General features: G+C 40.8%; 28 protein-coding genes, 1 tRNA gene and 1 other RNA gene. 8 read left to right on the top strand and 22 right to left on the bottom strand.

Annotated elements, in window-relative coordinates:
* Positions 1–137 precede the first annotated feature (137 nt).
* Genes ACLNCW_RS06180 through ACLNCW_RS06170 form a run of 3 tightly spaced genes read right to left on the bottom strand, consistent with a single transcriptional unit; the run spans position 138 to position 3,735 of the window.
* The gene (locus ACLNCW_RS06180) at positions 138–2,090 is read right to left on the bottom strand and encodes a fructose-specific PTS transporter subunit EIIC (protein WP_153193786.1); all 1,953 of its coding nucleotides are present in this window, start codon (positions 2,088–2,090) and stop codon (positions 138–140) included.
* The gene (gene pfkB / locus ACLNCW_RS06175) at positions 2,087–2,998 is read right to left on the bottom strand and encodes a 1-phosphofructokinase (RefSeq protein WP_424845563.1); all 912 of its coding nucleotides are present in this window, start codon (positions 2,996–2,998) and stop codon (positions 2,087–2,089) included. Before pfkB ends, ACLNCW_RS06180 begins: the two co-directional genes overlap by 4 nt.
* Positions 2,995–3,735 (bottom strand): DeoR/GlpR family DNA-binding transcription regulator, encoded by a 741-nt coding sequence (locus tag ACLNCW_RS06170; protein ID WP_049499468.1) that lies wholly within the window; start codon positions 3,733–3,735, stop codon positions 2,995–2,997. The genes pfkB and ACLNCW_RS06170 overlap by 4 nt, the downstream gene beginning before the upstream one ends.
* Positions 3,736–3,896: 161 nt before the next feature.
* On the opposite strand from ACLNCW_RS06170, the gene ACLNCW_RS06165 reads away from it, so the two are divergent.
* Positions 3,897–3,984 (top strand) — tRNA-Ser (locus tag ACLNCW_RS06165).
* Between the two features lie 78 nt (positions 3,985–4,062).
* On the opposite strand, the gene ACLNCW_RS06160 is transcribed toward ACLNCW_RS06165, so the two are convergent.
* The 5 genes from ACLNCW_RS06160 to ACLNCW_RS06140 all read right to left on the bottom strand — a co-directional run bounded on the left by ACLNCW_RS06160 (position 4,063) and on the right by ACLNCW_RS06140 (position 9,038).
* A complete protein-coding gene (locus ACLNCW_RS06160) occupies positions 4,063–5,397 on the bottom strand; it encodes an Nramp family divalent metal transporter (protein WP_000094601.1) in 1,335 nt (444 codons plus the stop codon).
* 420 nt (positions 5,398–5,817) lie between these two features.
* Positions 5,818–6,165, bottom strand: a transfer-messenger RNA (tmRNA) gene (gene ssrA, locus ACLNCW_RS06155).
* Positions 6,166–6,226: 61 nt separating this feature from the next.
* Entirely contained in the window at positions 6,227–6,862 is a 636-nt protein-coding gene (locus tag ACLNCW_RS06150; protein ID WP_033685213.1) for an SGNH/GDSL hydrolase family protein, read from the bottom strand.
* A 1-nt stretch (position 6,863) separates the two neighbouring features.
* Positions 6,864–7,691 (bottom strand): HAD family hydrolase, encoded by an 828-nt coding sequence (locus ACLNCW_RS06145; protein ID WP_049491466.1) that lies wholly within the window; start codon positions 7,689–7,691, stop codon positions 6,864–6,866.
* 21 nt (positions 7,692–7,712) lie between these two features.
* Positions 7,713–9,038, bottom strand: a complete 1,326-nt coding sequence (locus ACLNCW_RS06140; RefSeq protein WP_080977776.1) for a CapA family protein — start codon at positions 9,036–9,038, stop codon at positions 7,713–7,715.
* Between the two features lie 174 nt (positions 9,039–9,212).
* On the opposite strand from ACLNCW_RS06140, the gene def reads away from it, so the two are divergent.
* Both def and rlmB read left to right on the top strand, forming a co-directional pair.
* Entirely contained in the window at positions 9,213–9,824 is a 612-nt protein-coding gene (def, locus tag ACLNCW_RS06135) for a peptide deformylase (protein WP_001272937.1), read from the top strand.
* A 44-nt stretch (positions 9,825–9,868) separates the two neighbouring features.
* A complete protein-coding gene (gene rlmB / locus ACLNCW_RS06130; protein WP_000855747.1) occupies positions 9,869–10,597 on the top strand; it encodes a 23S rRNA (guanosine(2251)-2'-O)-methyltransferase RlmB in 729 nt (242 codons plus the stop codon).
* Between the two features lie 39 nt (positions 10,598–10,636).
* Here the strand turns inward: rlmB and trxB are convergent, their stop codons facing one another.
* The 7 genes from trxB to ACLNCW_RS06095 all read right to left on the bottom strand — a co-directional run bounded on the left by trxB (position 10,637) and on the right by ACLNCW_RS06095 (position 14,991).
* The gene (trxB, locus tag ACLNCW_RS06125; RefSeq protein ID WP_049509552.1) at positions 10,637–11,548 is read right to left on the bottom strand and encodes a thioredoxin-disulfide reductase; all 912 of its coding nucleotides are present in this window, start codon (positions 11,546–11,548) and stop codon (positions 10,637–10,639) included.
* A 65-nt stretch (positions 11,549–11,613) separates the two neighbouring features.
* A complete protein-coding gene (locus tag ACLNCW_RS06120) occupies positions 11,614–11,838 on the bottom strand; it encodes a DUF4059 family protein (protein ID WP_000926599.1) in 225 nt (74 codons plus the stop codon).
* 77 nt (positions 11,839–11,915) lie between these two features.
* Positions 11,916–12,659 carry an amino acid ABC transporter ATP-binding protein gene (locus tag ACLNCW_RS06115; protein WP_000590982.1) on the bottom strand — a complete coding sequence of 248 codons (744 nt, stop codon included), beginning with the start codon at positions 12,657–12,659 and terminating at the stop codon, positions 11,916–11,918.
* A complete protein-coding gene (locus tag ACLNCW_RS06110) occupies positions 12,659–13,459 on the bottom strand; it encodes an amino acid ABC transporter permease (RefSeq protein ID WP_001103445.1) in 801 nt (266 codons plus the stop codon). The genes ACLNCW_RS06115 and ACLNCW_RS06110 overlap by 1 nt, the downstream gene beginning before the upstream one ends.
* A 157-nt stretch (positions 13,460–13,616) precedes the next feature.
* A complete protein-coding gene (locus tag ACLNCW_RS06105; protein ID WP_000889091.1) occupies positions 13,617–13,973 on the bottom strand; it encodes an arsenate reductase family protein in 357 nt (118 codons plus the stop codon).
* A gap of 5 nt (positions 13,974–13,978) precedes the next feature.
* The gene (locus ACLNCW_RS06100) at positions 13,979–14,497 is read right to left on the bottom strand and encodes a methylated-DNA--[protein]-cysteine S-methyltransferase (protein WP_261150331.1); all 519 of its coding nucleotides are present in this window, start codon (positions 14,495–14,497) and stop codon (positions 13,979–13,981) included.
* Positions 14,497–14,991 (bottom strand): GNAT family N-acetyltransferase, encoded by a 495-nt coding sequence (locus tag ACLNCW_RS06095; protein ID WP_414299679.1) that lies wholly within the window; start codon positions 14,989–14,991, stop codon positions 14,497–14,499. The genes ACLNCW_RS06100 and ACLNCW_RS06095 overlap by 1 nt, the downstream gene beginning before the upstream one ends.
* A 134-nt stretch (positions 14,992–15,125) precedes the next feature.
* Here ACLNCW_RS06095 and ACLNCW_RS06090 point away from each other — a divergent pair, with 134 nt between their 5' ends.
* Both ACLNCW_RS06090 and trhA read left to right on the top strand, forming a co-directional pair.
* Positions 15,126–15,572: a DUF1836 domain-containing protein gene (locus ACLNCW_RS06090; protein ID WP_020901895.1), complete on the top strand. Its 447-nt coding sequence runs from the start codon at positions 15,126–15,128 to the stop codon at positions 15,570–15,572.
* Positions 15,569–16,216, top strand: a complete 648-nt coding sequence (gene trhA / locus ACLNCW_RS06085) for a PAQR family membrane homeostasis protein TrhA (RefSeq protein WP_001097978.1) — start codon at positions 15,569–15,571, stop codon at positions 16,214–16,216. The genes ACLNCW_RS06090 and trhA overlap by 4 nt, the downstream gene beginning before the upstream one ends.
* Before the next feature lie 20 nt (positions 16,217–16,236).
* On the opposite strand, the gene pdxT is transcribed toward trhA, so the two are convergent.
* The 3 genes from pdxT to nox form a co-directional block, all read right to left on the bottom strand.
* On the bottom strand, positions 16,237–16,818 hold the full coding sequence (gene pdxT / locus ACLNCW_RS06080) for a pyridoxal 5'-phosphate synthase glutaminase subunit PdxT (RefSeq protein WP_020901896.1): 582 nt from the start codon (positions 16,816–16,818) through the stop codon (positions 16,237–16,239).
* Positions 16,819–17,694 carry a pyridoxal 5'-phosphate synthase lyase subunit PdxS gene (pdxS, locus tag ACLNCW_RS06075; protein ID WP_000138517.1) on the bottom strand — a complete coding sequence of 292 codons (876 nt, stop codon included), beginning with the start codon at positions 17,692–17,694 and terminating at the stop codon, positions 16,819–16,821.
* A 153-nt stretch (positions 17,695–17,847) separates the two neighbouring features.
* On the bottom strand, positions 17,848–19,227 hold the full coding sequence (gene nox, locus ACLNCW_RS06070) for a H2O-forming NADH oxidase (RefSeq protein ID WP_020901897.1): 1,380 nt from the start codon (positions 19,225–19,227) through the stop codon (positions 17,848–17,850).
* Positions 19,228–19,535: 308 nt separating this feature from the next.
* Between nox and ACLNCW_RS06065 the strand changes: the two genes are divergently transcribed.
* The 3 genes from ACLNCW_RS06065 to ACLNCW_RS06055 are packed head-to-tail and all read left to right on the top strand — an operon-like array spanning position 19,536 to position 22,380.
* Positions 19,536–20,459 (top strand): FAD:protein FMN transferase, encoded by a 924-nt coding sequence (locus ACLNCW_RS06065; protein WP_045611923.1) that lies wholly within the window; start codon positions 19,536–19,538, stop codon positions 20,457–20,459.
* A 58-nt stretch (positions 20,460–20,517) separates the two neighbouring features.
* The gene (locus ACLNCW_RS06060) at positions 20,518–21,123 is read left to right on the top strand and encodes an NADPH-dependent FMN reductase (RefSeq protein ID WP_000915951.1); all 606 of its coding nucleotides are present in this window, start codon (positions 20,518–20,520) and stop codon (positions 21,121–21,123) included.
* Between the two features lie 18 nt (positions 21,124–21,141).
* Positions 21,142–22,380 (top strand): NAD(P)H-dependent oxidoreductase, encoded by a 1,239-nt coding sequence (locus ACLNCW_RS06055; RefSeq protein WP_004256847.1) that lies wholly within the window; start codon positions 21,142–21,144, stop codon positions 22,378–22,380.
* 115 nt (positions 22,381–22,495) lie between these two features.
* On the opposite strand, the gene ACLNCW_RS06050 is transcribed toward ACLNCW_RS06055, so the two are convergent.
* The 4 genes from ACLNCW_RS06050 to ACLNCW_RS06035 all read right to left on the bottom strand — a co-directional run bounded on the left by ACLNCW_RS06050 (position 22,496) and on the right by ACLNCW_RS06035 (position 26,522).
* The gene (locus ACLNCW_RS06050) at positions 22,496–22,753 is read right to left on the bottom strand and encodes a DUF896 family protein (RefSeq protein ID WP_000371299.1); all 258 of its coding nucleotides are present in this window, start codon (positions 22,751–22,753) and stop codon (positions 22,496–22,498) included.
* A 42-nt stretch (positions 22,754–22,795) separates the two neighbouring features.
* Positions 22,796–24,832 (bottom strand): glycine--tRNA ligase subunit beta, encoded by a 2,037-nt coding sequence (glyS, locus tag ACLNCW_RS06045; RefSeq protein ID WP_424845554.1) that lies wholly within the window; start codon positions 24,830–24,832, stop codon positions 22,796–22,798.
* Between the two features lie 365 nt (positions 24,833–25,197).
* On the bottom strand, positions 25,198–26,115 hold the full coding sequence (glyQ, locus tag ACLNCW_RS06040) for a glycine--tRNA ligase subunit alpha (RefSeq protein ID WP_000038736.1): 918 nt from the start codon (positions 26,113–26,115) through the stop codon (positions 25,198–25,200).
* A 35-nt stretch (positions 26,116–26,150) separates the two neighbouring features.
* Positions 26,151–26,522 carry a GFA family protein gene (locus ACLNCW_RS06035; protein ID WP_000912013.1) on the bottom strand — a complete coding sequence of 124 codons (372 nt, stop codon included), beginning with the start codon at positions 26,520–26,522 and terminating at the stop codon, positions 26,151–26,153.
* Positions 26,523–26,540: the final 18 nt, after the last annotated feature.

The following is a 26,540-nucleotide window of genomic DNA, read 5'->3' as shown; positions in this document are numbered from 1 at the left end:
CGGTCCAATCTTTTCATTTTATATCTAATACTCAATGAAAATCAAAGAGCAAACTAGGAAGCTAGCCGCAGGCTGTACTTGAGTACGGCAAGGCGATGCTGACGTGGTTTGAATTTGATTTTCGAAGAGTATAAGTTTTATGCTTGGGGTTTACGTAGATAACCATAAACCACACCACTTACAATTGCTCCTACCAAGACAGAAACGAGGTAAAGGAGAGCATTTGAAGTAAGGGCGATAACGAAGATTCCTCCGTGTGGCGCCATGAGTTTGATACCAGTAAGACCAACGAGGCCACCTGCTACTGCTGAACCAAGGATGAAGCTTGGGATCGCACGAGCTGGGTCAGCGGCACCAAATGGAATTGCTCCCTCAGTGATAAATGACAAGCCCATGATAATGTTTGTCAAACCAGAGTTGCGTTCTTCTTTAGTAAATTTGTCTTTAAAGAGAAGAGTTGCGACAAAGATTGCAAGTGGTGGTACCATTCCTCCAGCCATAACTGCTGCCATGGCTACAGAACCTCCTGAAGAAACAGTTGCTGCAAGCGTACCTGTACCAAAAACATAAGCTGCTTTGTTAACTGGTCCACCCATGTCAACAGCCATCATTCCACCAAGGACGATACCAAGAAGGACAGCTGAACCTCCTCCAAGACCGCCGAGGAAATCATTCATAGCAGTGTTGATTGCTGCCATTGGGATATTCACAGCTAGCATGACAAATCCAGTCAAGATTGTTCCAAGAAGTGGCAAGAGAAGAATTGATTTAGCACCTTCGAGTGAACGAGGAACTTTAACGTATTTCTTGATAGCAAGAACTAAAGCACCTGCGATAAATCCACCAACAAGGGCACCTAGGAAACCAGATGAGACACCTGCAAGAGTTGAAGTTGCTTCACCACCTGCGGCATAAGGAATTTTACCAAAGGCAAAACCTTCTTTAGCAATAGCACCAGCCACGAAACCTGCTACCAAACCTGGTTTTTCAGCGATAGAGTAGGCAACATAACCTGCAAAGACTGGGAGCATCAAGCCAAAGGCTGCACCACCAATTTTCATGAACATAGAAGCTAACTCATGGTAAGAACCAAGATTGCCAAGGTTTTCATTTGGAACACCCAAAGCACCGTCAATCAAGAAGGCAAGGGCAATCATGATACCACCACCAATAACAAATGGCAACATTTGCGATACACCACTCATCAAGTGTTTGTAGAAGGCACCACCAAGGCTTTGTTTTTCGTTAGAGGCTGTTGCAGCTTTTACACCATTAGCGGCACAGTAAACTTCAGCATCTCCTGATAGAGCCAAGTTAATCAATTCTTCCGTTTTACGGATACCGTCAGCCACTGGACGATTGATCAAAGGTTTGCCATCAAAACGATCCAGCTCAACAGCCTTGTCTGCTGCGATGATAACAGCTTTAGCCTTGCGGATGTCTTCAGCAGTTAGTTGGTTTCCAACGCCGCTAGCACCGTTGGTTTCAACCTTGATCCCAACACCCATTTCAGCAGCCACTTTTTGAAGGGCTTCTTGGGCCATGTAAGTGTGGGCAATACCTGTCGTACAAGCTGTAACAGCTACGATAAAGTCACCCGAGTTATTAGCAGGTACTTGAACAGGCTCTTCAGTTTTTTCTGAAGCTTGGTTAAAAAGTTCGATAACTTGGTCAGCTGATATTGCTTGACGAAGTTTATCAGCAAAACCGTCTTTCATCAAGTATTGGGACAATTCTGCCAAGGCTGCTAAGTGAGTATCATTGGCACCTTCTGGAGCCGCAATCATGAAGAAGAGGTCTGTTGGTTGCCCATCCAAGCTCTCGTAGTCAACACCCTTGTTTGACTTAGCAAAGAGAACAGTCGCCTCTTTGACAGCAGCGTTTTTGCTGTGAGGCATAGCGATTCCGTCACCCAAGCCTGTAGAAGTCAAAGCTTCACGCGCCAAGATTCCTTCTTTAAAGGTTTCAAAATCTGTCACATAACCGTGGTCTGTCAAACTTTTAATCATCTCGTCGATGACAGCTGTTTTTTCAGTCTCCTGCAAATCCAGCAACATAACATCTTTTCTCAATAGGTCTTGAATTTTCATCTTTTTTCTACCTCAACTTTTTCATATGTTTCTTTAATAAATTCTGCCGTTGCCAAATCATCTGAGAAGGTAGTTGCTGTTCCACAAGCAACTCCCCATTTGAAGGCTTCTACTGCGTCTTTTGATTTGACAAATTCACCTGTGAATCCGGCAACCATAGAATCACCAGCACCAACTGAATTTTTGACTGTCCCTTTGATTGGTTGAGCAAAGTATGCTCCCTCAGATGTGACAAGAAGGGCACCATCACCAGCCATAGAGATAATGACGTTTTGAGCACCTTTAGCCAATAACTCACGAGCGTATTTCTCGATTTGATCCAAACTTTCGAGTTTAACCCCAAAAATCGCTCCAAGTTCATGATTGTTTGGTTTGACCAAAAGCGGCTGGTAGGCCAAACTATCAATTAAGGTCTGTCCTTCAAAGTCACAAACGACTTGCGCACCAGTCTGGCGTGTCAAGGCAATTAGATCCTTGTAGATGGCATTGCCTAGATTTTTAGTACTTGAACCTGCAAAGACAACTATATCTTCTGCTGTCAGACTAAATAAAATAGCTTTCAATTCTTCTAGCTGATCCGGCTCAACAGTTGGACCAGTCCCATTGATTTCTGTCTCTTGGTCTGCTTTGATTTTAACATTGATACGAGTATCTTCTGATACTTGGACAAAACGTGTCTCGATTTCTTCCTCTGCTAAAGTATCTGTGATAAATTTACCAGTAAAGCCTCCGATAAATCCCGTCGCAGTATTGGGTATATCCAAACGTTTCAAAACACGACTGACATTGATTCCTTTCCCTCCAGCAAACTTATCATCACTGTCCATACGATTGACACTACCGACTTGGACTTGGTCCAAACGAACGATATAATCAATAGATGGATTGAGTGTGACTGTATAAATCATACTTCTATTACCTCCGTTTTCTCCTTAATAGCCTGCAAGAGCTCATGCCCTTGACTTGTGATAACAATAGCTCGTTTGAGTGGTGCTACTTTGGCAAAGCAAGTTTGTCCAATTTTTGACGAATCCACCAAGACATAGGTCTGTTTGGCATTCTCTAAAATAGCACGCTTAACAGCTCCCTCCTCCATATCAGGAGTCGTATAATAGCCATCGTCCACACCATTCATTCCGATAAAGGCACGGTCAAAGTGCAATTGGTTAATCTGGTTAAGAGCAACGCCCCCTATGCTAGCATCTGTCGCCATCTTGACACTTCCTCCAACCATGACAGTTGGAATCTGCTTTTCAACCAACTGAGCAGCATGGTGAATCGAGTTGGTCACGACTGTAACATTCTTATTGCCCAATTCATGAATCAAAAAGGCAGTTGTTGTTCCAGCATCGATAAAGATGACATCTTGTTCCTTGATGAGAGAGGCCGCCTTCTGAGCTAACAACTTCTTCTCTTGAAGGTTTTTGACAGATTTTTCTTGAATGGTTTCTTCTTCCTGCAAGGAATGGGGCAATTCTGCTCCACCATGTACGCGACGAAGCTTGTTTTCTGCTTCCAACTCATCCAAGTCTCTTCGAACCGTTGATTCTGACGTTTCTAGCAAACTAACTAATTTCTCTAGAGAAACTACATGATGTTGATTTAACTCCTCTAAAATCAGTTGTTTCCGCTCTGTTTTTAACACTGAATCACCTCCTGTTATCGTTTACACTATTCATTCTATCACACTTTCTTTCAAAGTCAAGCATTTTTTATCATTTTCTTTCATTTTCTGTCACTAACTCCTTAACTTTAAATAAATTTGCAAGAAAGAAGGCTTTATGGTAGACTAAGTTAGTAAACAATGGAAGATTACTCAAGAGGCTTAAGAGGCCGTGTTGGAAACGCGGTAGGCGTGTTAAAGCGTGCGTGGGTTCGAATCCCATGTCTTCCGTTTATTTTAAAAAAGATACCCAAGAAATCTTGGGTATCTTTTTTCTTATATGCTTGTTTTATAACTCGGGTGAATTTCTTAGAAAATATCAAATAACAATTTCACATTGAGAATTGTTAAGATAATGGAAACGATATAGCCAAGGATGGTATTCCATTTGGCATTGGTAAATTCTCCCATCAGTGATTTCTTAGAAGTTAGATAAATCAGTGGGAAGATTGAAAATGGAAGAGCAATCGAAAGAAAGACTTGTGAATAAACCAATAACTGATCTAATGTTTTTTCCTGATGACCAAACAGAACCGCTACAATCATGACAGGCAACAAGGCAAAGAGACGAGTTGCCAAACGAATGAACCATTGAGGTAATCTCATATGCAAGAAACCTTCCATAACGATTTGTCCAGTCAAGGTACCCGTAATTGTCGAATTTTGACCACTGGCTAATAAAGCCAAGGCAAACAAGGTTGATAAGGTCGAGCTAGCTATAGCTCCTGCAATAGTAGAATCCTGCAAGGCATTATACATTTGAGAGAAGGCAGAAATCTCAGATGCATGGCCGAAAAAGAGAGCCGCCCCGAGAATTAATAGAAGGGAGTTAACCACAAAGGCCAAGGATAATTGGAGATTTGAATCCCAGGTCATAAAGCGCACGGCTTTTCGAACATCATTCTTGTCCTTGTGATTGATTTTCCGAGTTTGTGACAAGGAAGAATGCAAATAGAGGTTATGGGGCATAACCGTTGCTCCCACGATCCCTAGTGCCAAGGTTAATTGACTTTCATGCCCTGGCAAGGGACTTTCAAATAAGGTTGCATTCGGTAGATAACCCTCAACGATTCCTTGGAAGCTTGGATGTGACAAAGCTACCAGATAGGTAAAAATTGCTAGAATGGTTAAAATCAGTGTTGTCACAATAGCTTCAATCTTCTTAAAGCCAAATTTCATCAGAAGCAATAAGAGAAAAACATCCAACACGGTCAAGAGAATTGCTATCATAATCGGAATCTTAAAGAGAAGATTGAGAGCAATCGCTGAACCTAGAACTTCTGCCAGATCTGTCGCCATCAAGGCTAATTCTAAAATCACCCATAGACTATAACGAAGCCATTTAGGTGAATGATGAGCCGTTGCTTGAGCCAGGTCCATCTGGGTTACAATACCAAGCTTTCCTGCCATCTGCTGAAGTTGCATGGCAATGAGAGATGAAATCAAGATAACAAACAAGAGACTATACTTATAGGAAGCACCACCGACTACACTGGTAATCCAGTTTCCTGGATCCATATAACCAACTGCGACAAGAGCACCCGGACCTAAAAAGGCATTTAAATTTTGCCAGAAATGATTGTTATTTGGAGTATCGATAGATTGATTAATCTCAGAGAGTGACACTTTTTTATGAGAAGACATAGATACTTACCTCTTTCTAAACCTACTTTTTCATTATTTTCTATTAGAGAAAAATAAGATTGACTTTAAACTATTAAAACAATGAAAACTATATGAAAAACATTTAGTTTTTTCATTATTTTTCTTAAGGCACCTTAATATTTTTCTTAAGGCACCTTAATATTTTTCTTAAGGCACCTTAATTATAACACAAAAAATGAAAACTATATGAAAAACATTTAGTTTTTTCATTATTTTTCTTAAGGCACCTTAATTATAACAGAAAATATGATAAAAACTTAAGAAAATTCAGGACTTGATTTAATATTTAGGATACAACAAAATGTTGTATTCTTTTTTTGCAAAAGAATACCAAAGAATAAAATAAAAAACGTTGTAAAAACAACGTTTTAGAAAGATTTACAAAACAATGTAAATTATCAATGGAGCCGGTGGGAGTCGAACCCACGTCCAAACATCTGCTAACATATTTGTCTACAACCATAGGTTATGTATTGTTTTAACAGCTCCTCGACACATAACTCAAGCCTAGGAACTGCGAGCCTATAAATCTCTTACCAAACTGCTAGACAAAGTTTGATCGTATCTCGCTAATAATAAGACCTGTCATTGAACACGAGCAATCCAAATCGGGTCACGCCTGCTGGTTTTTAGGCAGCTAGAGCGTAAGAAGTGTTATTTTTTGCAGTTATATTTAACTGAGCGTTTACGTCGCCACACGAGTCGCAAAATATGCCTCATAATGCCTGTCGAATCCGTAACGACCCCAAAAGACAACAAAACCATTATACCTTATCTAACTCAAAAATGCAAAAAGGAAAGCAATTAACTACAAAAGATAGTCTTTCAAAGATTTTGTCAAAATCTGATAACCAGCAACACTGAGATGCAGTCCATCAGTTGTATATTCTTTTTTGAGTTGACCTACTTGGTCTGTCAAACTATCAAAAACTGGCACAAATTCTACCTGCATATAGGCTGAAGCAAGCTCTCGATAGGCTTGATTCCATTTCTGGATTTTTTCATTCGTGCGGATATAGACTGTCTGCTTGTACTCCTCTCCCTCATTGACTGGCAAAATGGAAAGCAATTTAATCTCAGTCAATGGATAATCGCGAGTAATGGATTGTATGATAGCTTCGAGATTATTGAGAGCCTCATTCACAGGCACATCTTTTCCGATATCATTTGTCCCAATCAAAAGGACAATTTTATCTACTGCTCCACCATAAAGATGCGCATCAAGATTTTCTAATAACAGCCCTGTCTGATAGCCACGAATTCCTCGATTGACAATCGTCTTTGAAGTCCCAAATAGTTCCTGCAGAGGATAGTATTCGACAATGGAATCCCCAATAAAAAGAATGTCTGGCTCTACAACAGAAACCTGATTTAAGTGACGATACTTGGTTTGGATTTTTTCTTGTTCCTTTAGTAACCAATTTTCTAATAACTGTACTGCCACTTCATTCTCCTTTTTCTAACCAGTTTTCCAAGACTTGATAAACTCCGCCTTGGCTGTTGGCTGGCGCTAGAGCCGTCGCCACAGCTTTGGCCTTATCATCAGCATTTTCCATCGCATAGGCAATTCCAGCCATTTCAAGCATTTCAACATCATTTTCACTGTCACCAAAAGCCATGATTTGTTGGGAGGTCAAGTCCCAGCGCTTGAGTAATTCTTCCAAGCCCCATGCTTTATGAATTCCAGCTTGAAGGATATCAATGCAACCATAGCCACTCGATACAGCACGAACACGGCCATCAAAGAGGTCATTGATTTCTTCCAAGACCGAACTCAAACGTTCCTCACCAACAACCATACTCATCTTGAGCACACCACCAAAGAGGTCAGAGGTTAATTCGTCCACAAATTGCATCCGTTGGTAGAATTTTTCAATCATTTCTGGAGTCATAAAACTTTCAAGGTCTGTAAAAATCGTACCTTCTTTGACGAAACCACCCTTCATAGACGTTACAACAAACTGATCCTGACACGCTCGACCCTTAAAATGAGCCAAAGCCTTATCGACAATGGCATCATCCCAAGTCTGAGCCTGAATCAGTTCATTGTTTTCAAAAATACGAGCACCGTTTGCAACAACCAGAACCACCCGATCGACCAAGTGCTCCAGTAGTTGCCTCATGCGGTGAATTTCATTCCCAGTCGCAATGACAAAACGAATACCCCTTTGATCCAACTGATCTAAAATCTTTTCCAAACGTGGGAGATCAAGCTGGCCTCTAGCATCCAGCAAGGTCCCATCCATATCTGTTGCAATTACCTTAATCGTCATTTACTTTCCTCTGGATTCAAGCTAGTCCCACTTCAATCCCACATGTTCGTTCATTTCTTTATAGGCTGTATCAATTCGTTCCTTAGTCGCTTCATCTAACTGGTCACGATGACTACCACCCTCGATAAAATCTTCTAAGATATAGGTTTGGTAAAGGAAGAGTGGATAACCTTCTGGAGAATAGGTTCCTTTTGGTGTACGGTTTACCCAAGAAGGATGCGCTTTTGCAGTTTCGATTGTCGTCTTACCGGCTTTTTTCTTAACAGTCACATCCATGAGCACGCCGCGCTCTGTCCACTTAGCATTCTCTTCATCTTGCATGGTTTCAATTCGTTGATTGGAAATGAAGTTCCCCATTGAATAGATAATGAGTTTCTTGTCCCCATCTTTTTCAACCGTTTCAGATGGTTCAACTACGTGAGGGTGCCCTCCAAAGATAATATCCGCTCCCCAATCGATCATCTTGTGATAAAGAGCCTTTTGTTCTTCAGTTGGTTCCAAGCGATACTCCACACCCATCTGAGGCATGATAATGGTGATATCTGCTTCCTTCTCTGCTCGTTCAATTTCAGCCTTCATCTTGTCTTCATTTAGGTCTGAAAGATAGCGGTTATAGTCTTCTTGAGAAATACTTTGCTCAATTCCATTAAAACCATAAGAATAGGCTAAAAGTGCAACCTTGATGCCGTTCACTTCCTTGATAACCAGTGGAGCTTGATCACGTGACTCATGCGTATACACTCCAATAGGTGTCATTCCTGCCTTCTCAATAGCATCTGCTGTTGAAACCACACCTTCTATTTGTGAATCTAGGATATGGTTATGCGCCAAGTCTAGCACTTGATAACCGGCATCCTTGATGGCATCCATAACTTCACCAGGTGCATTAAATAGAGGATAACCTGCCAAATAGTGGTCCTTGTTCACAGTACCTTCAAAATCACCTATAATTAGGTCTGCTTGTTTGAGCCATGGTTTCACATAATCAAAATTCTCATGAAAATCATAGGTCCCATCTTCTTTTAAAGCCGAACGATAAATAGGAATATGATAAAGGAGGTCCCCATTGGCCATAATTCTAGCAGTTTTTTCCTCTTCCTGATCTTTAGTATTTTGATTGGTCTTATTTGCTTCTTGAGAAATGGCATCCTTTTTTTGACTGGTTAAGGGGATTCCTTGGAAGCTTTCAAACAACAAGACCAAGCCCATTGATAAAGCAACTGCTAGCAAGAGTATCGCCACAAATCCCTTATTGCTCCACTTGCGATAACTCCTAAAAAAGTTTACAAAGCCTCTCACAAAATGAAAAACTGGTCCACGTTTATGTCTATCTTGTCTTCTTTGCATCTTCATTCTCCCTACTTTCTAATGCAAGCCTTTTCTTTTTATTATATCACAGATAAGTATTTCTTTCACAATTGAATTGAACTTCCTATCTATTTTCTATAAATCCTAAAGGCTGTAATACTTTCAATCCTTGTCATTTTGTGATATCATGTAGAGGTAATGAAAGGAGAGAAAATGTCTGCAATAGAACGTATTACAAAAGCTGCTCACTTAATTGATATGAAAGATATTATCCGCGAGGGAAATCCAACTCTACGCGCGGTTGCTGAGGAAGTCACTTTCCCCTTGTCTGACCAGGAAATCATTCTCGGTGAAAAGATGATGCAATTCCTCAAACATTCCCAAGATCCTGTCATGGCTGAAAAGATGGGGCTCCGAGGTGGTGTTGGACTTGCTGCTCCTCAATTAGATATCTCAAAACGTATTATCGCTGTTTTGGTACCAAACATTGTTGAAGAAGGTGAAACTCCGCAGGAAGCCTACGACTTACAAGCCATTATGTACAATCCAAAAATCGTCTCTCACTCTGTTCAAGACGCTGCTCTTGGCGAAGGAGAAGGTTGCCTCTCTGTTGACCGCAATGTGCCTGGCTATGTTGTTCGCCATGCTCGCGTTACTGTTGACTACTTTGACAAGGACGGCGAAAAACACCGTATCAAGCTCAAAGGCTACAACTCCATCGTTGTTCAGCATGAAATTGACCACATCAACGGAATCATGTTTTACGATCGTATCAATGAAAAAGACCCATTTGAAGTTAAAGATGGTCTACTGATTCTTGAATAAATAAAATCCCGTTGCAAGACGGGGTTTTGTGTTATAATAGAGGCATGAAAACAAATGATATTGTCTATGGCGTCCACGCCGTTACCGAAGCCCTCCTTGCAAACACAGGGAACAAACTTTACCTCCAAGAAGATCTCCGAGGTAAGAATGTTGAGAAAGTCAAGGAACTGGCTACAGAAAAAAAAGTATCCATTTCTTGGACTTCAAAAAAATCCCTCTCTGAGATGACTGAAGGTGCTGTCCACCAAGGTTTCGTTCTACGAGTATCCGAATTTGCCTATAGCGAACTGGACCAAATCCTTGCCAAAACACGCCAAGAAGAAAATCCACTTCTATTGATTCTGGATGGGTTAACTGACCCTCATAATCTAGGTTCCATCTTGAGAACAGCTGATGCGACCAACGTTTCAGGTGTCATCATTCCCAAGCACCGTGCTGTCGGAGTTACTCCTGTCGTTGCCAAAACGGCCACAGGTGCTATTGAACACGTTCCAATTGCCCGCGTAACCAATCTGAGCCAAACTCTAGACAAACTCAAGGGTGAAGGCTTCTGGACCTTTGGAACAGATATGAACGGTACTCCTTGCCATAAGTGGAATACAAAAGGAAAAATCGCCCTCATCATCGGAAATGAAGGAAAAGGCATCTCTACCAACATCAAAAAACAGGTCGATGAAATGATTACTATTCCCATGAATGGACATGTTCAAAGCCTTAATGCCAGTGTTGCTGCAGCCATTCTCATGTACGAAGTTTTCCGAAATAGACTATAAAAAAAGTTTCCAGTCATCTGATTGGAAACTTTTTTATGATTAACTATGTTCTGTAATAAACTTGTAAGCTTCTTGACCTGCGATAGCGCCATCTCCAACTGCTGTTGTCACTTGGCGAAGGTCTTTCAAGCGAACATCTCCAACTGCGAAGATACCATCAACTGCAGTTTTCATGTGGTTGTCTGTCACAATCCAGCCAGCCTGATCTTGAATATTCAATTCTTTAACAAAATCGCTAAGAGGGTCTAATCCAACATAGATAAAGACGCCACCGAAGGCTTGCTCTGTCACTTGACCTGTTTTCACATTTTCAAAGACGACAGATTCTACTCGGTTTTCTCCCTTGATTTCCTTCACTACAGAATCCCAGATAAAGCTGATTTTCTCATTCGCAAAGGCGCGGTCTTGTAAAACCTTTTGGGCACGAAGTTGGTCACGACGGTGAACAATGGTAACAGTCTTAGCAAAACGAGTCAAGAAGAGGGCTTCTTCGACAGCTGAATCTCCGCCACCAACTACCAACAAATCTTGGTCACGGAAGAAAGCACCATCACACACGGCACAGTAAGAAACACCACGACTGTTCAGTTCTTCTTCTCCAGGTACTCCCAAAGGACGGTGTTTAGAGCCAGTCGCTACGATAACGGTACGAGTTTCATATGTTTGGTCATCAGTCATCACTTTCTTAAAATCACCATGGTCTTCGACATTTTCAACATAACCATAAATGTGCTCAACACCAAGATTTTCAAGCGGTTCAAACATCTTTTCTGCCAATTCTGGCCCACTAATATTAGCGTATCCAGGGTAATTTTCAATATCAGATGTATTATTCATCTGACCACCTGGCAGACCACCTTCAATCAAGCCTACTTTCAGATTGCTTCGAGCAGCATACAAGGCTGCAGTCATACCTGCAGGTCCAGCACCGATAATAATAGTATCGTACATATAGTTTCCTTCTTTCTTGTTGTAACTATCTTTATTCTAACTCTTTCTTGTCAATCACGCAAGGATTATGCCTTGAAAACAAGAATTAAACTCATAACCGCAAAGGATAATACTGGAACAACCAAAACACCAATCATAATCATATCATAGAGATGGGCTTGGCGAGCCTTGGCTGTCTTATCAACTCCCGACATGGCTCTCAGTCCAATCCAAATCCCTAAAAAAATCAGGACGAGGATGGTGGTCAAGATCAAACTCTCGAAATATAAAGAAAATAGTTGCAGTAGCATGATTTCTCTCATTTCTATCTTTTTTAAAGAGTAAACTCAGCTAGTCCAGCTAACTGAGTTTTTCTTTATCTATTATATCAAATATAAGTCCGTTTGTAACTAGCGAAGAATTCTTTTGTTCGCTCTTCTTTAGGATGGTGGATAATCTCATCCGGTGTTCCAGACTCAATGATTTTCCCCTTATCTAGGAAGAGAATCTTATCCGCAACTTGAGCTACAAAGGACATGTCATGACTAACCAAAATCATGGTTTGACCTGACTTAGCAGCATCTGCAATAGACTTTTCTACTTCGCCGACCAATTCTGGATCAAGGGCTGAAGTTGGTTCGTCTAAGAGCAAGACATCTGGTTTCATCGCAAGTGCACGCGCTAGGGCAACCCGTTGCTTCTGTCCACCTGATAAATGGCGAGGATAATGGTTTTCACGGTCAGAAAGCCCAACCTTAGCCAACTCTTCCTTGGCAATCTTAGTCGCTTCTTGGTCAGATAATTTCTTGACCACAACCAAGCCTTCTTTCACATTATCAAGTGCTGTTCGGCGTTCAAACAAATTAAACTGTTGGAAAACCATAGACAACTTACGGCGTAGGGCAAGGATTTCTTCTTGAGTGATTTTAGAAAAATCAACTGAGAAATCATCAATCTGAATAGAGCCACTGTCAGGTGTTTCAAGATAATTGAGACTACGAAGGAAGGTTGATTTTCCAGCTCCTGAAGAACCAATCAAGGCTACAACTTCCCCTTTTTGAATATCCAAGTTCAGATGATCCAAGACAGTCTGTCCTGAAAAGGATTTGCTTAAATTCGAAATCTTAATCATTAACGAAGGTCTCCTTTCACATCTGTTTGCACTGTATCGGGTGCAGAAATAGCCATTTTTCTCTCGATGAAACGACCAAGGCTTTCAATTCCGATATTGACTACCCAATAAACAAGGGCAACGGAGATAAAGCGTTCAAAGTAGCGGTAATCAGCTCCACCCAAAATCTGAGCTTGGGCAAAGACTTCCACAACACCCGCACTAAAGGCTAGAGAAGTTCCTTTGGTCAAGCCGATTAGGGAATTGATTAAGGTTGGAGTCGCCACAACGGCCGCATTTGGAATAATCACGCGACGATAAACTTGCGCTCGGGTCATCCCCAGACTGCGTGCCGCCTCAATCTCACCAGGATTGACTGAGAGAATGGCTGCACGAATGGTTTCACTAGCATAAGCTGCTTCATTAAAGGCAAAGGCGACAATTGCAAAAGCAGCGGCTGGAATCGCATTGATATTGAAACCAGTTCCCCATTGCTGATTGAGAGCTTTCAAAGCCAAAGGAATTCCGTAGTAGGTCAACATGAGTTGCACCAAAATCGGTGTCCCTTTTAAGAAGCTAACAAAGAAGGCCTGCAAGGGGTATAAAATTTTGACACGATTGATCTTCACAATGGCAAAAAGAAGCGCCAAAACCAAGCCAAAAAGAGCACCACCAATGGTCAACATAATCGTTATTGGAAGTTGTTGGACAATTCTCGGGATTCCATCAAAGACCGAACGCAAGCTAAAAAGCTTGCCATCCGGAATCAATTGCATCAAGTTTTGGTACCAATCTGATGCTAAAATCGTTGTAACATTCATAAAAACATCCTCTCCTGATAATGATTCATTCTACCATACTTCTGCCGTCAATGAAATTATTTGCTACGGTCAGGTACAGACTTTGTCTACCTACTAGTTTATCATACTTTGAAACAGGGAGGTTATATATTTTATCTATCAAAGAGATAGATAAAAACTATTTCAATCCCAATTCTTCATAAGCTTTTCGATAACCGATTTGCTTAACAGTTCCATTCTCCACTAAAATCGGTCGTTTTAACAACATTCCGTCGCTTGCTAGCAACTCCGCCGCTTCTTGGTTTGACAGGCTTCCTACCTTATCTTTCAGCCCCAATTCACGGTATTTGATTCCACTGGTGTTGAAAAATTGCTTTAGCTCGAACCCTGAGGTCTCTAGCCAATTTAAAATGACTTCTTGGCTGGGTGTTTCTTCTACGATGTGAACAGCTTTGTAGTCCACACCGAGTTGGTTTAATTCTTGTTTTGCTTTTTTACAAGTTGAACATTTTGGATATTCGATAAATTCTAACATGTGTTTCACTTTCTATTTTTTCTATCTTTAAAATCTACGTCTTCATGCTCCAAGAGCCAGGCTTTCTTTTCCACTCCTGCAGCATAACCTATCAGACGCTTGCCTGCTCCCAGCACCCGATGACAAGGTACTAGGATAGACCAAGGATTGCGTCCTACCGCTCCGCCAATTGCTTGAGCAGAAGCCACTTGTAGGTCTTGAGCTATTTGTCCATAGGTCACTGTTTGACCATAAGGAATTTCCTGTAAATAGGACCAAACTCTCTTTTCAAAATCCGTTCCGATTGGAGCCAAGGGCAAGTTGGATAAATTCTGAGACTTGCCTTTAAAGTAAGCATCTAAGCAAGTAATAACTGGGTCTAAAATGGGATGACTAACAACTTCTTCTATTGTTTCATCTCCTATCCCCCTCTCAAAATGCTTCTGCTCCTGCACCCAAATGCCATACAGATATTGCTCGTCAGCAACCAAAGACAAGGTTCCTATGGGCGAAAAGTAGAGCATTTTTACGTACTTCTTTTGCATTATTTCTTCAATTTTTGATAGGCCAAGCGTTCGCCATCAACTGGAACCTTACCAACCTGTTTAAAACCGAGTTTTTCAAAGATATGCTGCATGGCCTCGTTTGCAACATGCGTATCTGAGCGAAAATCTAGGTAATCAAATCCTTCAATCAAGCCTTCTAGGAAAGTCTGAGCAACCCCCTGTCCCTGCACATCTGCTGCCACAGCAATACGGTGAAAGACTAGGTACTCTGACTCTCCAGATTGCCATTTTCCTTCATAAATGGCTTCATAGGTTGCCTCTGGACTCTTGGTCACGGCTGCATAAGCTAGCAATTCTCCCTCTTCCAAGGCTACGTAGGCTTGACCTGAGATAATATCCTCAATAATAATATCAGCATTTGGATAACCATTTTGCCACTGGTCACTACCAACATCTGCTAAACATTTTTTAGCATCTTCCATCACCTGCATGATGGCATCTACTTCATTTGGAAAAGCTAAACGAATCTCCATCTTTTCTCCTCATTTCTGACTAGTTTCTCCCATCATAGCATAATTTAAGTCTTTCTACAAGCAGTTAAAACTTGACTTTCTATTTCTATTATTTTATAATCTAGTTATTAAAACTAGATAAAAAGGAGTTGAAAATGAAAACTACCTTTTCCTACCCAAAATGGGCAGAAATCCCAAATATTGACCTCTATCTGGACCAGGTTTTGCTCTATGTCAATCAGGTCTGCGCCCCTATCTCTCCTGATAAAGACAAGGGCCTAACAGCATCTATGGTCAACAATTATGTGAAACATGGTTACCTGACAAAGCCTGACAAGAAAAAATACCAACGCCAACAGATTGCCCGTCTGATTGCTATCACAACCCTCAAGTCGGTATTCTCTATTCAAGAAATAGCCCAGACACTTAATACTCTACAAACTCAAGCAAGTTCAGAGCAACTCTACGATGCTTTTGTGGACTACATGAACCAAGGAGTTGACCCAGCTAACCCTATTATCCAAACCAGCTGCCAAACCGTTAAACTCTATCACCAAACTCTAGACTTAATCGATCATACTCAAGAGGAGGTAATCCAATGAACACTAGTCTTAAACTCAGCAAACAACTCAGTTTTGGAGAAGAGATTGCCAATAGCGTGACCCATGCTGTGGGTGCAATCATCATGCTCATTTTACTCCCCATTTCATCCACCTATAGTTATGAGGCACACGGATTTTTATCATCTATCGGCGTTTCCATTTTCGTCATCAGTCTCTTTCTCATGTTTCTATCATCCACCATTTATCACTCTATGGCCTATGGTTCGACCCATAAATATGTCTTGAGAATTATTGATCATTCTATGATTTATGTTGCCATTGCTGGCTCATACACGCCCGTCGTCTTGACCTTAATGAATAACTGGTTTGGCTATCTGATTATTGCCATTCAGTGGGGAACGACCATCTTTGGTATTCTCTATAAAATCTTTGCTAAAAAAGTCAATGAGAAATTTAGCCTTGCTCTTTACCTGATTATGGGCTGGTTGGTTCTGGCTATCATTCCAGCAATTATCAGTCAAACAACGCCAATTTTCTGGAGTCTCATGGTAACTGGTGGACTCTGTTATACAGTTGGGGCTGGATTTTACGCCAAGAAAAAACCTTATTTCCACATGATTTGGCATCTCTTTATCCTAGCAGCATCTGCCCTCCAATACATTGCCATTGTTTATTACATGTAAAAAAGTTGAGAAATTCAATCTCAACTTTTTTCTTTACACATATTAATAAAGTACTGGTGCAAGCGCACATCATCAGTCAATTCTGGATGAAAAGAGGTCACTAACATATTTTTTTCTTGAGCAGCAACGATTTGATTATCAACTGTTGCTAGAATTTCTACACCCTCTCCAACACTAGTGATAATTGGACCACGAATAAAGGTCATTGGAATCTGACCGACTCCCTTACATTCTGCTTCCGTATAGAAACTTCCTAGTTGGCGCCCATAGGCATTGCGCTCGACCACCATATCCATAGTTCCTAGATGACTCTCTTCCTGAGAAGTAATTTCTTTAGCCAGCAAAATCAAGCCTGCACAGGTTCCAAAGGCTGGTAAACCAGATAGAATGGCTTCTCGAATGGGAATCAGCATGTCCTGCTCACGTAAGAGCTTGCCCATGGTTGTAGATTCCCCACCAGGTAATATCAAACCCGACAAATCACTCTGATGTTTCTGAAAATCTTCTAAATTTCTGATTTCAACACTCTCGACACCTAATCGATCTAGCACTTTTGCATGTTCTGCAAAGGCCCCTTGCAAGGCCAATATTCCGATTTTCATCTATTTTCCTCGCTCTGCCATGAGAATTTGAATTTCATTTTCATTAATACCAACCATGGCTTCGCCTAGATCTTCAGAGATTTGAGCTAGGATTTGAGGATTACGGAAGTTAGTTACCGCTTTGACAATGGCACTCGCTCGTTTAACAGGATCTCCTGACTTGAAAATACCTGAACCGACAAAGACACCCTCTGCCCCTAATTGCATCATCAACGCAGCATCTGCTGGCGTTGCAACGCCTCCAGCCGCAAAGTTTACAACTGGCAATTTTCCATGTTCATGGACGTATTGAACCAATTCTACAGGTACCTGCAAGTCCTTAGCAGCAACATAAAGTTCGTCCTCTCGTAAGTTTTGAATACGGCGAATTTCCTGATTCATCATACGCATATGACGAACAGCTTGGACGATATCCCCCGTACCCGGTTCTCCTTTGGTACGAATCATAGAAGCACCTTCAGCGATACGACGCAAGGCTTCCCCCAAATCCTTAGCCCCACAGACAAAAGGAACTTGGAATTCTTTTTTGTCCACATGGAAACGGTCGTCTGCTGGAGATAAAACTTCACTCTCATCGATATAGTCAATCTCAATAGCCTCTAAAATCTGAGCTTCAACAAAATGCCCGATTCTGACCTTGGCCATTACTGGAATACTAACCGCTTCTTGGATTTCCTTAATCATCTTTGGATCACTCATACGGGAAACACCACCAGCTGCACGGATATCAGCTGGAATCCGCTCCAAGGCCATAACAGCAGCCGCACCAGCAGCTTCTGCAATGCGGGCCTGTTCAGGATTCTGAACGTCCATGATAACCCCACCTTTGAGCATCTGTGCCAAGTTTTTATTTAGTTCATAACGATTTTCAGTCATTTATTTTATCCTCATTATTTATATTGGTAGCTACCATTTCATTTTAAGTTAGATTAAAATGAAGTACAAGATAAAAAAAACGTAATTGTGTGGGTACAGATTGGCTAAAAAAACTATCTGACCTTAGCTTAAGGCCAGATAGTTCATCAAATTTTATTTTTCAGCTGTAAGGGCAGCCATTGTGATGTAGTTATATGGTTTGTTGAAGTGTGGCAAGAAGAATAGGTCTGTCAATGCCAATTTATCAATTGTCACATGCTCTTGGATAGCAAGTGAGAACATGTGGATTCCCATGCTGATTGCAGAATCGTGTGAAACCATTTGTGCACCAAGAATTTCACGGCTATCTTTGTCAAAGACAATCTTGATGGCAACTTCATGGTTGTCATGCTTCATAAATTCTGGTTTTTGAAGATCGTTAAAGCCTGTTTCAGTTGCATTGTAACCAGCAGCTTTCGCTTTTTCAAGAGTCAAACCAGTTGAAACCATGTGAAGACCGTAGATTGAGATACCGTTTGATCCTTGAACACCGATTCCTTCCAATTCATGTCCACATGCGTTATATGCACCAACGATACCAGTACGAACAGCGTTTGAAGCAAGCGCGATGTAGCTAGTGTCTTTACGAGCGTTGTCATAAACAGTCGCACAGTCACCTACTGCGTAAACGCCTGGGATAGATGTTTCTTGTTTTTTGTCTACAAGGAAGGCACCGTTACGGAATAGTTCAATTTTTCCATCAGCAAGGGCTGTGTTTGGACGGAAACCAACTGCAAGGATAACCATATCCACATCAAAAGTTTCTTTATCAGTAATCAAGCGTTCAACTTTACCGTCACCCTCGATTGCTTTAACAGTTTGACCAAGCGCCAAGCGGATGTTGTGGTCTTCCAAGTTCTTCGCCATCATTTGTGTGAAGTCTTTGTCATAGTAACCGTTCAAAACAGTATCAACGATATCAACAAGGACAACTTCTTTTCCAAGACGTTCAAAGGCTTCAGCAAGTTCAACACCGATATAACCACCACCAACAACGGCGATTCGGTCAAGGTGTTGACTCTTATCAGACAATTTGTGAATCACTTCTTCAGCGTTTTGGTACAATTTCACGAATTGTACGTTTTCAAGAGTTGCTTTAAATTCGCGGTTTCCTTTAACAATTTCAACACCTTCGATTGGTGGCAAGATTGGTGTAGAACCCGTAGCAAAAATCAATTTCTCGTATGATTCTTTGTGCTCTTTCCCTTCAACTTCTGCTGTAACTACTTTGTTATCATAGTCGATTGAAAGAACTGGTGACTTCATGTAAACCTTAGCACCTTTAGCTTCCAATTTTTCTTTATCAGAATAGAACAAGCCTTCAGCACCATCAATTTGTTCACCGATCCAAAGGGCCATTCCACATCCTAGGAAAGAGATGTTAGAGTTTTGGTCGAATACAACGATTTCGTTCTCATTACCAAAATTATCCAACATAGTATTAATACATGCTGTACCAGCGTGGTTAGCACCAACTACAACGATTTTACTCATAGAAAAATTCCTACCTTCAATTTTAAATTTACTCTTCTAGTATAACATTTACTGTTAGCGTTTACAAGAGTTTAGCTAATTTTCCTGATTTTTTTGTAAAAAAATGTAAATAATCTGTATTTTATCAGCCATTCTTACAATTACTCTTTATTTTCTGAGCATATTTCTTGACAAGTTTACAAATTTTATTTGTGAAAACGCTGACTTTATGGTATGCTAGTATCATGGAAAGAAAATGTAAGGGGTTAAATTTAATATAAATTTACAATGTTTCAACCTTCTTTTCATAAGAGAAAGGAGTTGGTAGCTTGCCTCTTAGTTCACATTCCGAACGGCTAATGGGGACTACTATCACTATTTCATTAGTAGATGAGCGAGCCGATAGCTTGCTCCAAAAATCCTTTGATTTACTCAAAGAGCTTGAATACCGCTTCAATGCCAATAGTCAAGAATCTGAGTTGATGGAAATCAATTATCAAGCTGGAATAGCTCCAGTCAAAGTTCATCCTGATTTGTTTGAATTGATTTCACTTGGATTAGAGCATAGCCTAGCGCCCTCTAGTCATCTCAACATCAGCATTGGTCCCTTGATTCAAACCTGGCGCATTGGTTTTTCGGATGCCAAAGTGGCCCAGCCTCAAGAAATTGAATCGGTGCTTCCTTTAATCAATCCTCATTATATCGAGTTAGATTCTTCCACCTCCACTGTGTTATTAAAACAAAAAGGAATGAAGATCGATCTTGGTTGTTTAGCCAAGGGTTATAGTGCGGATAAGGTTGCCCAATTTCTTAGAGAAGAGGGAGTGACATCTGCCTTGATCAATCTGGGAGGGAATGTCCTGACCATTGGAAAAAATCAGGCAAGAGGAAATCAGCCTTGGCAAATCGGGATTCAAGACCCAGCCAATCCTAGGGGAAATCACTTAATGACCATCCCTGTTGTCAATAAATCTGTCGTGACTTCAGGCATTTATGAACGTCACCTGACTGTCGATGGAAAAGATTACCATCATATTTTTGACAGCCAAACAGGATATCCTGTTGAAACGGAACTAGCAAGTCTAACTATCATCTCTGATAAATCTGTTGATGGAGAAATCTGGACAACTCGACTCTTTGGAGAAAGACCTGCTTCTATCCTCTGGCAAGTCGAAAGTTTGGAGGGCATCGAAGCTATCCTCATCGATAAGGAAGGTCACCTAAGCTGTTCTTCAGGAATTCCTACTCTATAGAAATAGATGTTTCAATGGAGTTTAAAATCGTATTATGTAAAAAGAGAAAGGAAATCTCATGTTAAAACTTATTGCTATTGTTGGAACAAATTCAAAACGTTCTACAAACCGCCAATTGCTTCAATACATGCAAAAACACTTTGCTGAAAAAGCTGAAATTGAACTTGTTGAAATTAAAGACATTCCTGTCTTCAATAAACCAGCTGACAAGCAAGTACCTGCTGAAATTCTAGAAATAGCTGCTAAAATTGAAGAGGCAGATGGCGTTATTATCGGTACTCCTGAGTATGACCACTCTATCCCAGCTGTTTTGATGAGCGCTCTTGCTTGGTTGTCATACGGTATTTACCCACTTTTGAACAAACCAATCATGATTACTGGTGCTTCTTACGGTACGCTTGGTTCATCACGTGCCCAATTACAACTTCGCCAAATCTTGAATGCTCCAGAAATTAAAGCAAGTGTCCTTCCAGATGAATTCTTGCTTTCACATTCTCTTCAAGCCTTCAACCCAAGTGGAGACCTAGTGGATCTTGATGTTATCAAAAAACTGGATGCTACTTTTGACGACTTCCGTATCTTTGTAAAAATCACAGAAAAATTGCGTAACGCACAAGCACTACTTCGCAAAGATGCCGAAGACTTTGACTGGGAAAATTTGTAAGATAGGAGACCAAAAAGAATGAAATTTGTTGGACTTGTAGGATCAAACTACGATCAATCATATAACCGTAAACTCTTGGAATTCATCCGTCGTCACTTCAAACTCAAATTTGAATTAGAAGTTCTCGAAATTGATGAAGTTCCAATGTTCAACCAAGACGAAAAATGGGATGAAAGTTTCCAATTACGTCTCTTGTATAACAGAATTACTCGTGCTGATGGTGTTATCATTGCTACTCCTGAGCATAACCACACAATCTCAGCTTCTCTTAAATCAGTTCTTGAATGGCTTTCATACGAGGTTCATCCATTTGAAAACAAACCAGTCATGATTGTGGGAGCTTCTTACTACGACCAAGGTACTTCTCGTGCCCAAGTTCACCTTCGTAAGATTCTTGACGCTCCAGGTGTCAATGCCTACACTCTTCCAGGAAATGAATTCCTTCTTGGTAAAGCTAAAGAAGCTTTTGATGTTAATGGAAATATCACGAATGAAGGAACTGTTAATTTCCTTGAAACATGCTTGGACAACTTTGTAAAATATGTGGGAGTCGTTTCAAAATTGAAAAAACCAAAACCAATTGAGCCAGAAGATTTATATTGTACAAATTCAATTGCAACTACTATCCAAGGTGTTGATCCAGATGATCCTGAATGGGTAGAAAAAGCTGCTGAACTTGTTGGAGCTGTTTCTGGAGATACTTACGTTAAATTAGACCACGGTATCTTGACAGTTAACCAACTTGACATGTTCTTGAAAGCAATGCCATTTGAATTGACATTTGCAGATGATAATAATCAATTCTTGTACTTTAATAACGCACACCAAGACCCAGATACAATGTTTGGTAAACGTGTCCGTGCTCAATCAGGAAATAGATTAGGAACAGTACACGGTACATTGCCAGATTCTAGAATGAAAAACGTTGAATGGGTTGTCGGCGTATTGCGTAATGGGGACCAAGAATATGTCCGTACAATTGTACCAGGAACACCTGAAGGTGTTATTAATACCCATAATTACCAAGCAATGTACTATCCAGATGGTTCATATGCTGGAATCAATGAAATCATCTTTAATTTCCAACCATGGCTTGACTGGTACCTCAATACAACTGGTCAACGTCTAGTTGGTGGAAATGCTGCAGCTCCTGCTGGAGGACACGGTGGCGCAGATGCCACATCTGGAGCTTCTGATTCAGGTGATGCTGGAGGCCACGGTGGTGGCGCAGACGCTACATCTGGAGCAAGTAACTAATAATAGTTTTAGGAACCATTTTGGTTCCTTTTTAAGTGACAAAAGACCAGCAGTTTGTGTCTGCTAGTCTTTTGGTTATTATTTTATCTATCCTTATTAAAAGAAAGAATATTTATTATGAATTTGGGTCATCGAGACTTCTGCCATGTAAACCTTTTTCACGTTGTACCTGACGTAGTTTTTCTGGTGTAACATCGTTTCCTTCTTCGTCCACAATTTTGATTCCTTCGATGTGGTGACGAACAGTGCGACGATACCCTTCGATGTACTCCTCACGTAGTTTGGCTTGTTCTACTTTTTCTTCTGGGGTCAAGCCTTCTGTTTTTTTCTTTTTGGCAAGCTCGTTGATACGATCAATTTTTTTAGGATCCATGTTTCTCTCCTTTAAGATAAGATTTAATCCGTTCAACAGATTTTATTTGGTATTGATTTGGTTAAAACGTGCAAGTTTAGCTGCTTTCTTGGTTAATTGCGACAAGATTGCCAAACGATTTTGACGGACTGCTTCATTTTCAGCCATAACCATGGTATTCTCAAAGAATGCATCAATGACTGGGCTAAGCGCAAAGAGTTGTTTCAATTGCTGACTGGCAGATCCTGATAAAATAAGTGATTCTACTGCTTCCGCCAAAGCTTTTTCTTGGTCATTTTCAAAAAGTGCTGAATCAACTGTTGCAACTCCTTCTACCTTTTCAGCCAAGTTAAAGGCACGAGAAAGTGATTCCACAGATGGTTTGAAGTCTTCTTCCTTGCTTGCTTCTACGAGAGCACTTGCTGCTTCCAACATATCTGCCACAACAAAGTTCGAACTTGCAAGTACAGCTTCCTTAATATCTTTTGGAGTAGAGCCCATCATCTTATCAACACGAGCCTTGATAAAGTCCATAACCTCTGCTTTATTTTCATAAGTCAAGCTGTCAAATGTTAAAGCATAAAAGCTATCGATCAGCTCATCCATAGCAATGTGCCAACCAAAAGCATCCAAGATACGAACTACACCTTGAGTTGCACGACGAAGAGCATAAGGGTCATTAGACCCTGATGGAATCAAACCTACTGAGAAGAAGCTCAAAATCGTATCCAATTTGTCTGCAATGGCAAGCACTGCGCCGACCTTGCTCTCTGGAAGTTCTCCTTCAGCTGAAGTAGGCATGTAGTGTTCACGAATAGCAGCTGCCACCGCTGGAGTTTCCCCAGCAAGAAGGGCATATTTCTCACCCATAATTCCTTGGAGCTCGTCAAACTCACCAACCATACCTGTCAACAAGTCAAACTTGTAAATGGCTGCCGCGCGGGCTAGATCAACTGTTTCATCCGCTGACAAGCCTGCTTTTTCTGCCAAGAGAATAGCAATCTGACCAGTACGAATCATGTGTTCACGAAGGGAACCAATTTTCTCATGGAAAGTCACATTGTTTAATTTTTCAACAAGATCTGAAATCACCAATTTTTGGTCTTCACGCCAGAAGAATTCTCCGTCTTCCAAGCGAGCTACCAAGACTTTTTCATTTCCTTTGATGACATTTTCCAAATACTCTGCGTTTCCGTTACGGACTGAAATGAAATTTGGCAAGAGTTTGCCGTTTTGATCACGAACAACAAAGTAACGTTGGTGTTCTTTCATTGAAGTCACCAAAACTTCTTCTGGAACTTCAAGGTATTTGGCATCAAAACTTCCCATAAAGGCAGTTGGGTATTCAACCAAGTTCAAGACTTCATTAAGCAAATCAGCATCAATTTCGATACGTACACCATGCTCAGTTTCGATTGCTTTGATTTGGTCAACAATCATTTGCTCACGTTCACGAGGATCCGCGATTACAAACTGCTTACGAAGGTCTTCTTCGTAGCTCAATGCTGACTGAATTTTGGTTTCTTTCCCCAAGAAACGATGACCACGGCTCACACGATCACCCTTGATATCAAGGAAATCCAAATCAAACTCTTCTTCATCTAAAAGAACAGTTAAAGTGTGAACAGGGCGGATGTATTCAAAGGTGTTGTTAGCCCAGTGCATGCTGACAGGGAAAGTCAAGGACTTCAAGACATCTACAACACCAGGAACAATGGCTTCAACTGCTTGACCAATTTCTTCCTTGGTAACATAGACATATTCTTCACCCTTGATTTCACGGAATTCGATATCTTCAACAGTCAATCCTTTTCCACGAACAAATCCTTGAGCTGCTTTGGTGAAGTTTCCATCACTATCCAAGGCAATTTTCTTTGCTGGACCCTTGAAATCTTCTGTCAAATCAGACTGTTTGTCTGCAAGACCAGTCACACGAACAGCCAAACGACGTGGTGTTGAGAAGGTCTGAATAGCTTCAAAAGACAGGCGGTTTTCCTTAAGGAAGGCTGCCATTTTTTCGCCTAGTTGTTTTTCACTTGGTGTAACAACATAGGCTGGTAATTCTTCAAGACCGAGTTCTACTAATAAGTTTTTTGTCATGTTTTTTCCTTTACATTTTCTTCAATCTTTTTTGATATGCACCTTAGGTACTTGGGACGTCGCTAACTAACTTTGTGAGTCTGTATGGAAATCTAATGCTAAATTAATCAAGATTTCCAACAGTCTCATCAAAGTGGATTTAGCTGACTGATTTTTGAACCTAATACTCAATGAAAATCAAAGAGCAAACTAGGAAGCTAGCCGTAGGCTGTACTTGAGTACGGCAAGGTTAAGCTGACGTGGTTTGAATTTGATTTTCGAAGAGTATAAGGTTTCAAAAATCCCCACATAAAAGTACGGCGGTGCATATCCCTCTAGCAAGTCTTCGACTTGCCTCTAACGATTTTAGAGCACAGTATTACTCACTATTCTGCGTCTTCTGCTAAGAGTTTAGCTCTTGTTTCTTCATCTAAAAGTGGGTAACCTAGGCGTTTGCGTTCTGCGACAAAGGTTTTGGCTACGACACGGGCCAAGTTACGGATACGGGCGATATAGCCTGCGCGTTCGGTTACAGATACGGCACCACGCGCATCAAGCAGGTTAAAGGTATGTGAACATTTGAGAACATAGTCATAGGCGGGGTGAACCAAACCTTCTTCCAAAGCACGACCAGCTTCTTTTTCAAACTTATCAAAGTTTTCAAGCAACATTTCTTGATCCGAAATTTCAAATGAATATTTTGAGTGTTCGTACTCAGGCTGGATGAAGATTTCTCCGTATTTTACACCATCAGCCCATTCGATATCATAGACAGAGTCTACTTCTTGAATGTAAGAAGCCAAACGCTCTAAACCATAGGTAACTTCCGCAGTCACAGGGCCAGTTGCCAATCCACCGACTTGTTGGAAATAAGTGAACTGAGTGATTTCCATACCGTCAAGCCAAACTTCCCAACCAAGACCAGCTGAACCAGTTGATGGGTTTTCCCAGTTATCCTCAACAAAACGGATGTCGTGCTCCAAAGGATTGATTCCCAATTTTTCCAAAGACTCAAGGTAAAGTTCTTGGATGTTTGATGGAGATGGCTTCATGACCACCTGGAATTGGTGGTGTTGGTAAAGACGGTTAGGATTTTCTCCGTAACGACCGTCAGCAGGACGACGTGATGGCTCTACATAAGCCGCATTCCATGGCTCAGGTCCGATAGCGCGAAGGAAAGTGTAAGGACTCATTGTTCCCGCACCTTTTTCATTATCATAAGCCTGCATAAGCATACAACCTTGGTCATTCCAAAATTGTTGCAAAGTCAAAATAATTTCTTGAAATGTTAATTTCTTAGACATTGAATACTCCTTTAATTTATATTATCTTCTTAGATTTATTTTTCAAGCAACCAAGAAAAGGCTGGGTCCTGAAAAATATGACGTTTAGGAACAGTTTGTAAATTCTGATCGCTTTCATCTATTGTACCTAATTTCAAAGCACAGACTTCTGGTATATTTTCTTGAACAGTGAAAATTTGACTATGACAGTTCTGGCAGTAATAACGCTGTTTTCCTGGAGAAGAACTATAGGAAACAAGCTTTTCTTTTCCATGCAATACTAGCTTTTCACTGCTAACTTTAGCATTAACTGTATAGGCAGACGCAGTTGCTTTCCGACAAAATGAGCAATGACAAAAAACTAATTCCGATAATTCCTCATCTAGAGTGTAGGTCACTGCTTTACATAAACAAGATCCTTTAAGCATTATGCTCCTTTCTACTTA

It is taken from the genome of Streptococcus sp. CL6.22 (assembly GCF_049738055.1).
GTDB classification, from domain to species: Bacteria; Bacillota; Bacilli; order Lactobacillales; family Streptococcaceae; genus Streptococcus; species Streptococcus mitis_DJ.
This window is presented reverse-complemented; position numbering and strand designations above follow the sequence as displayed.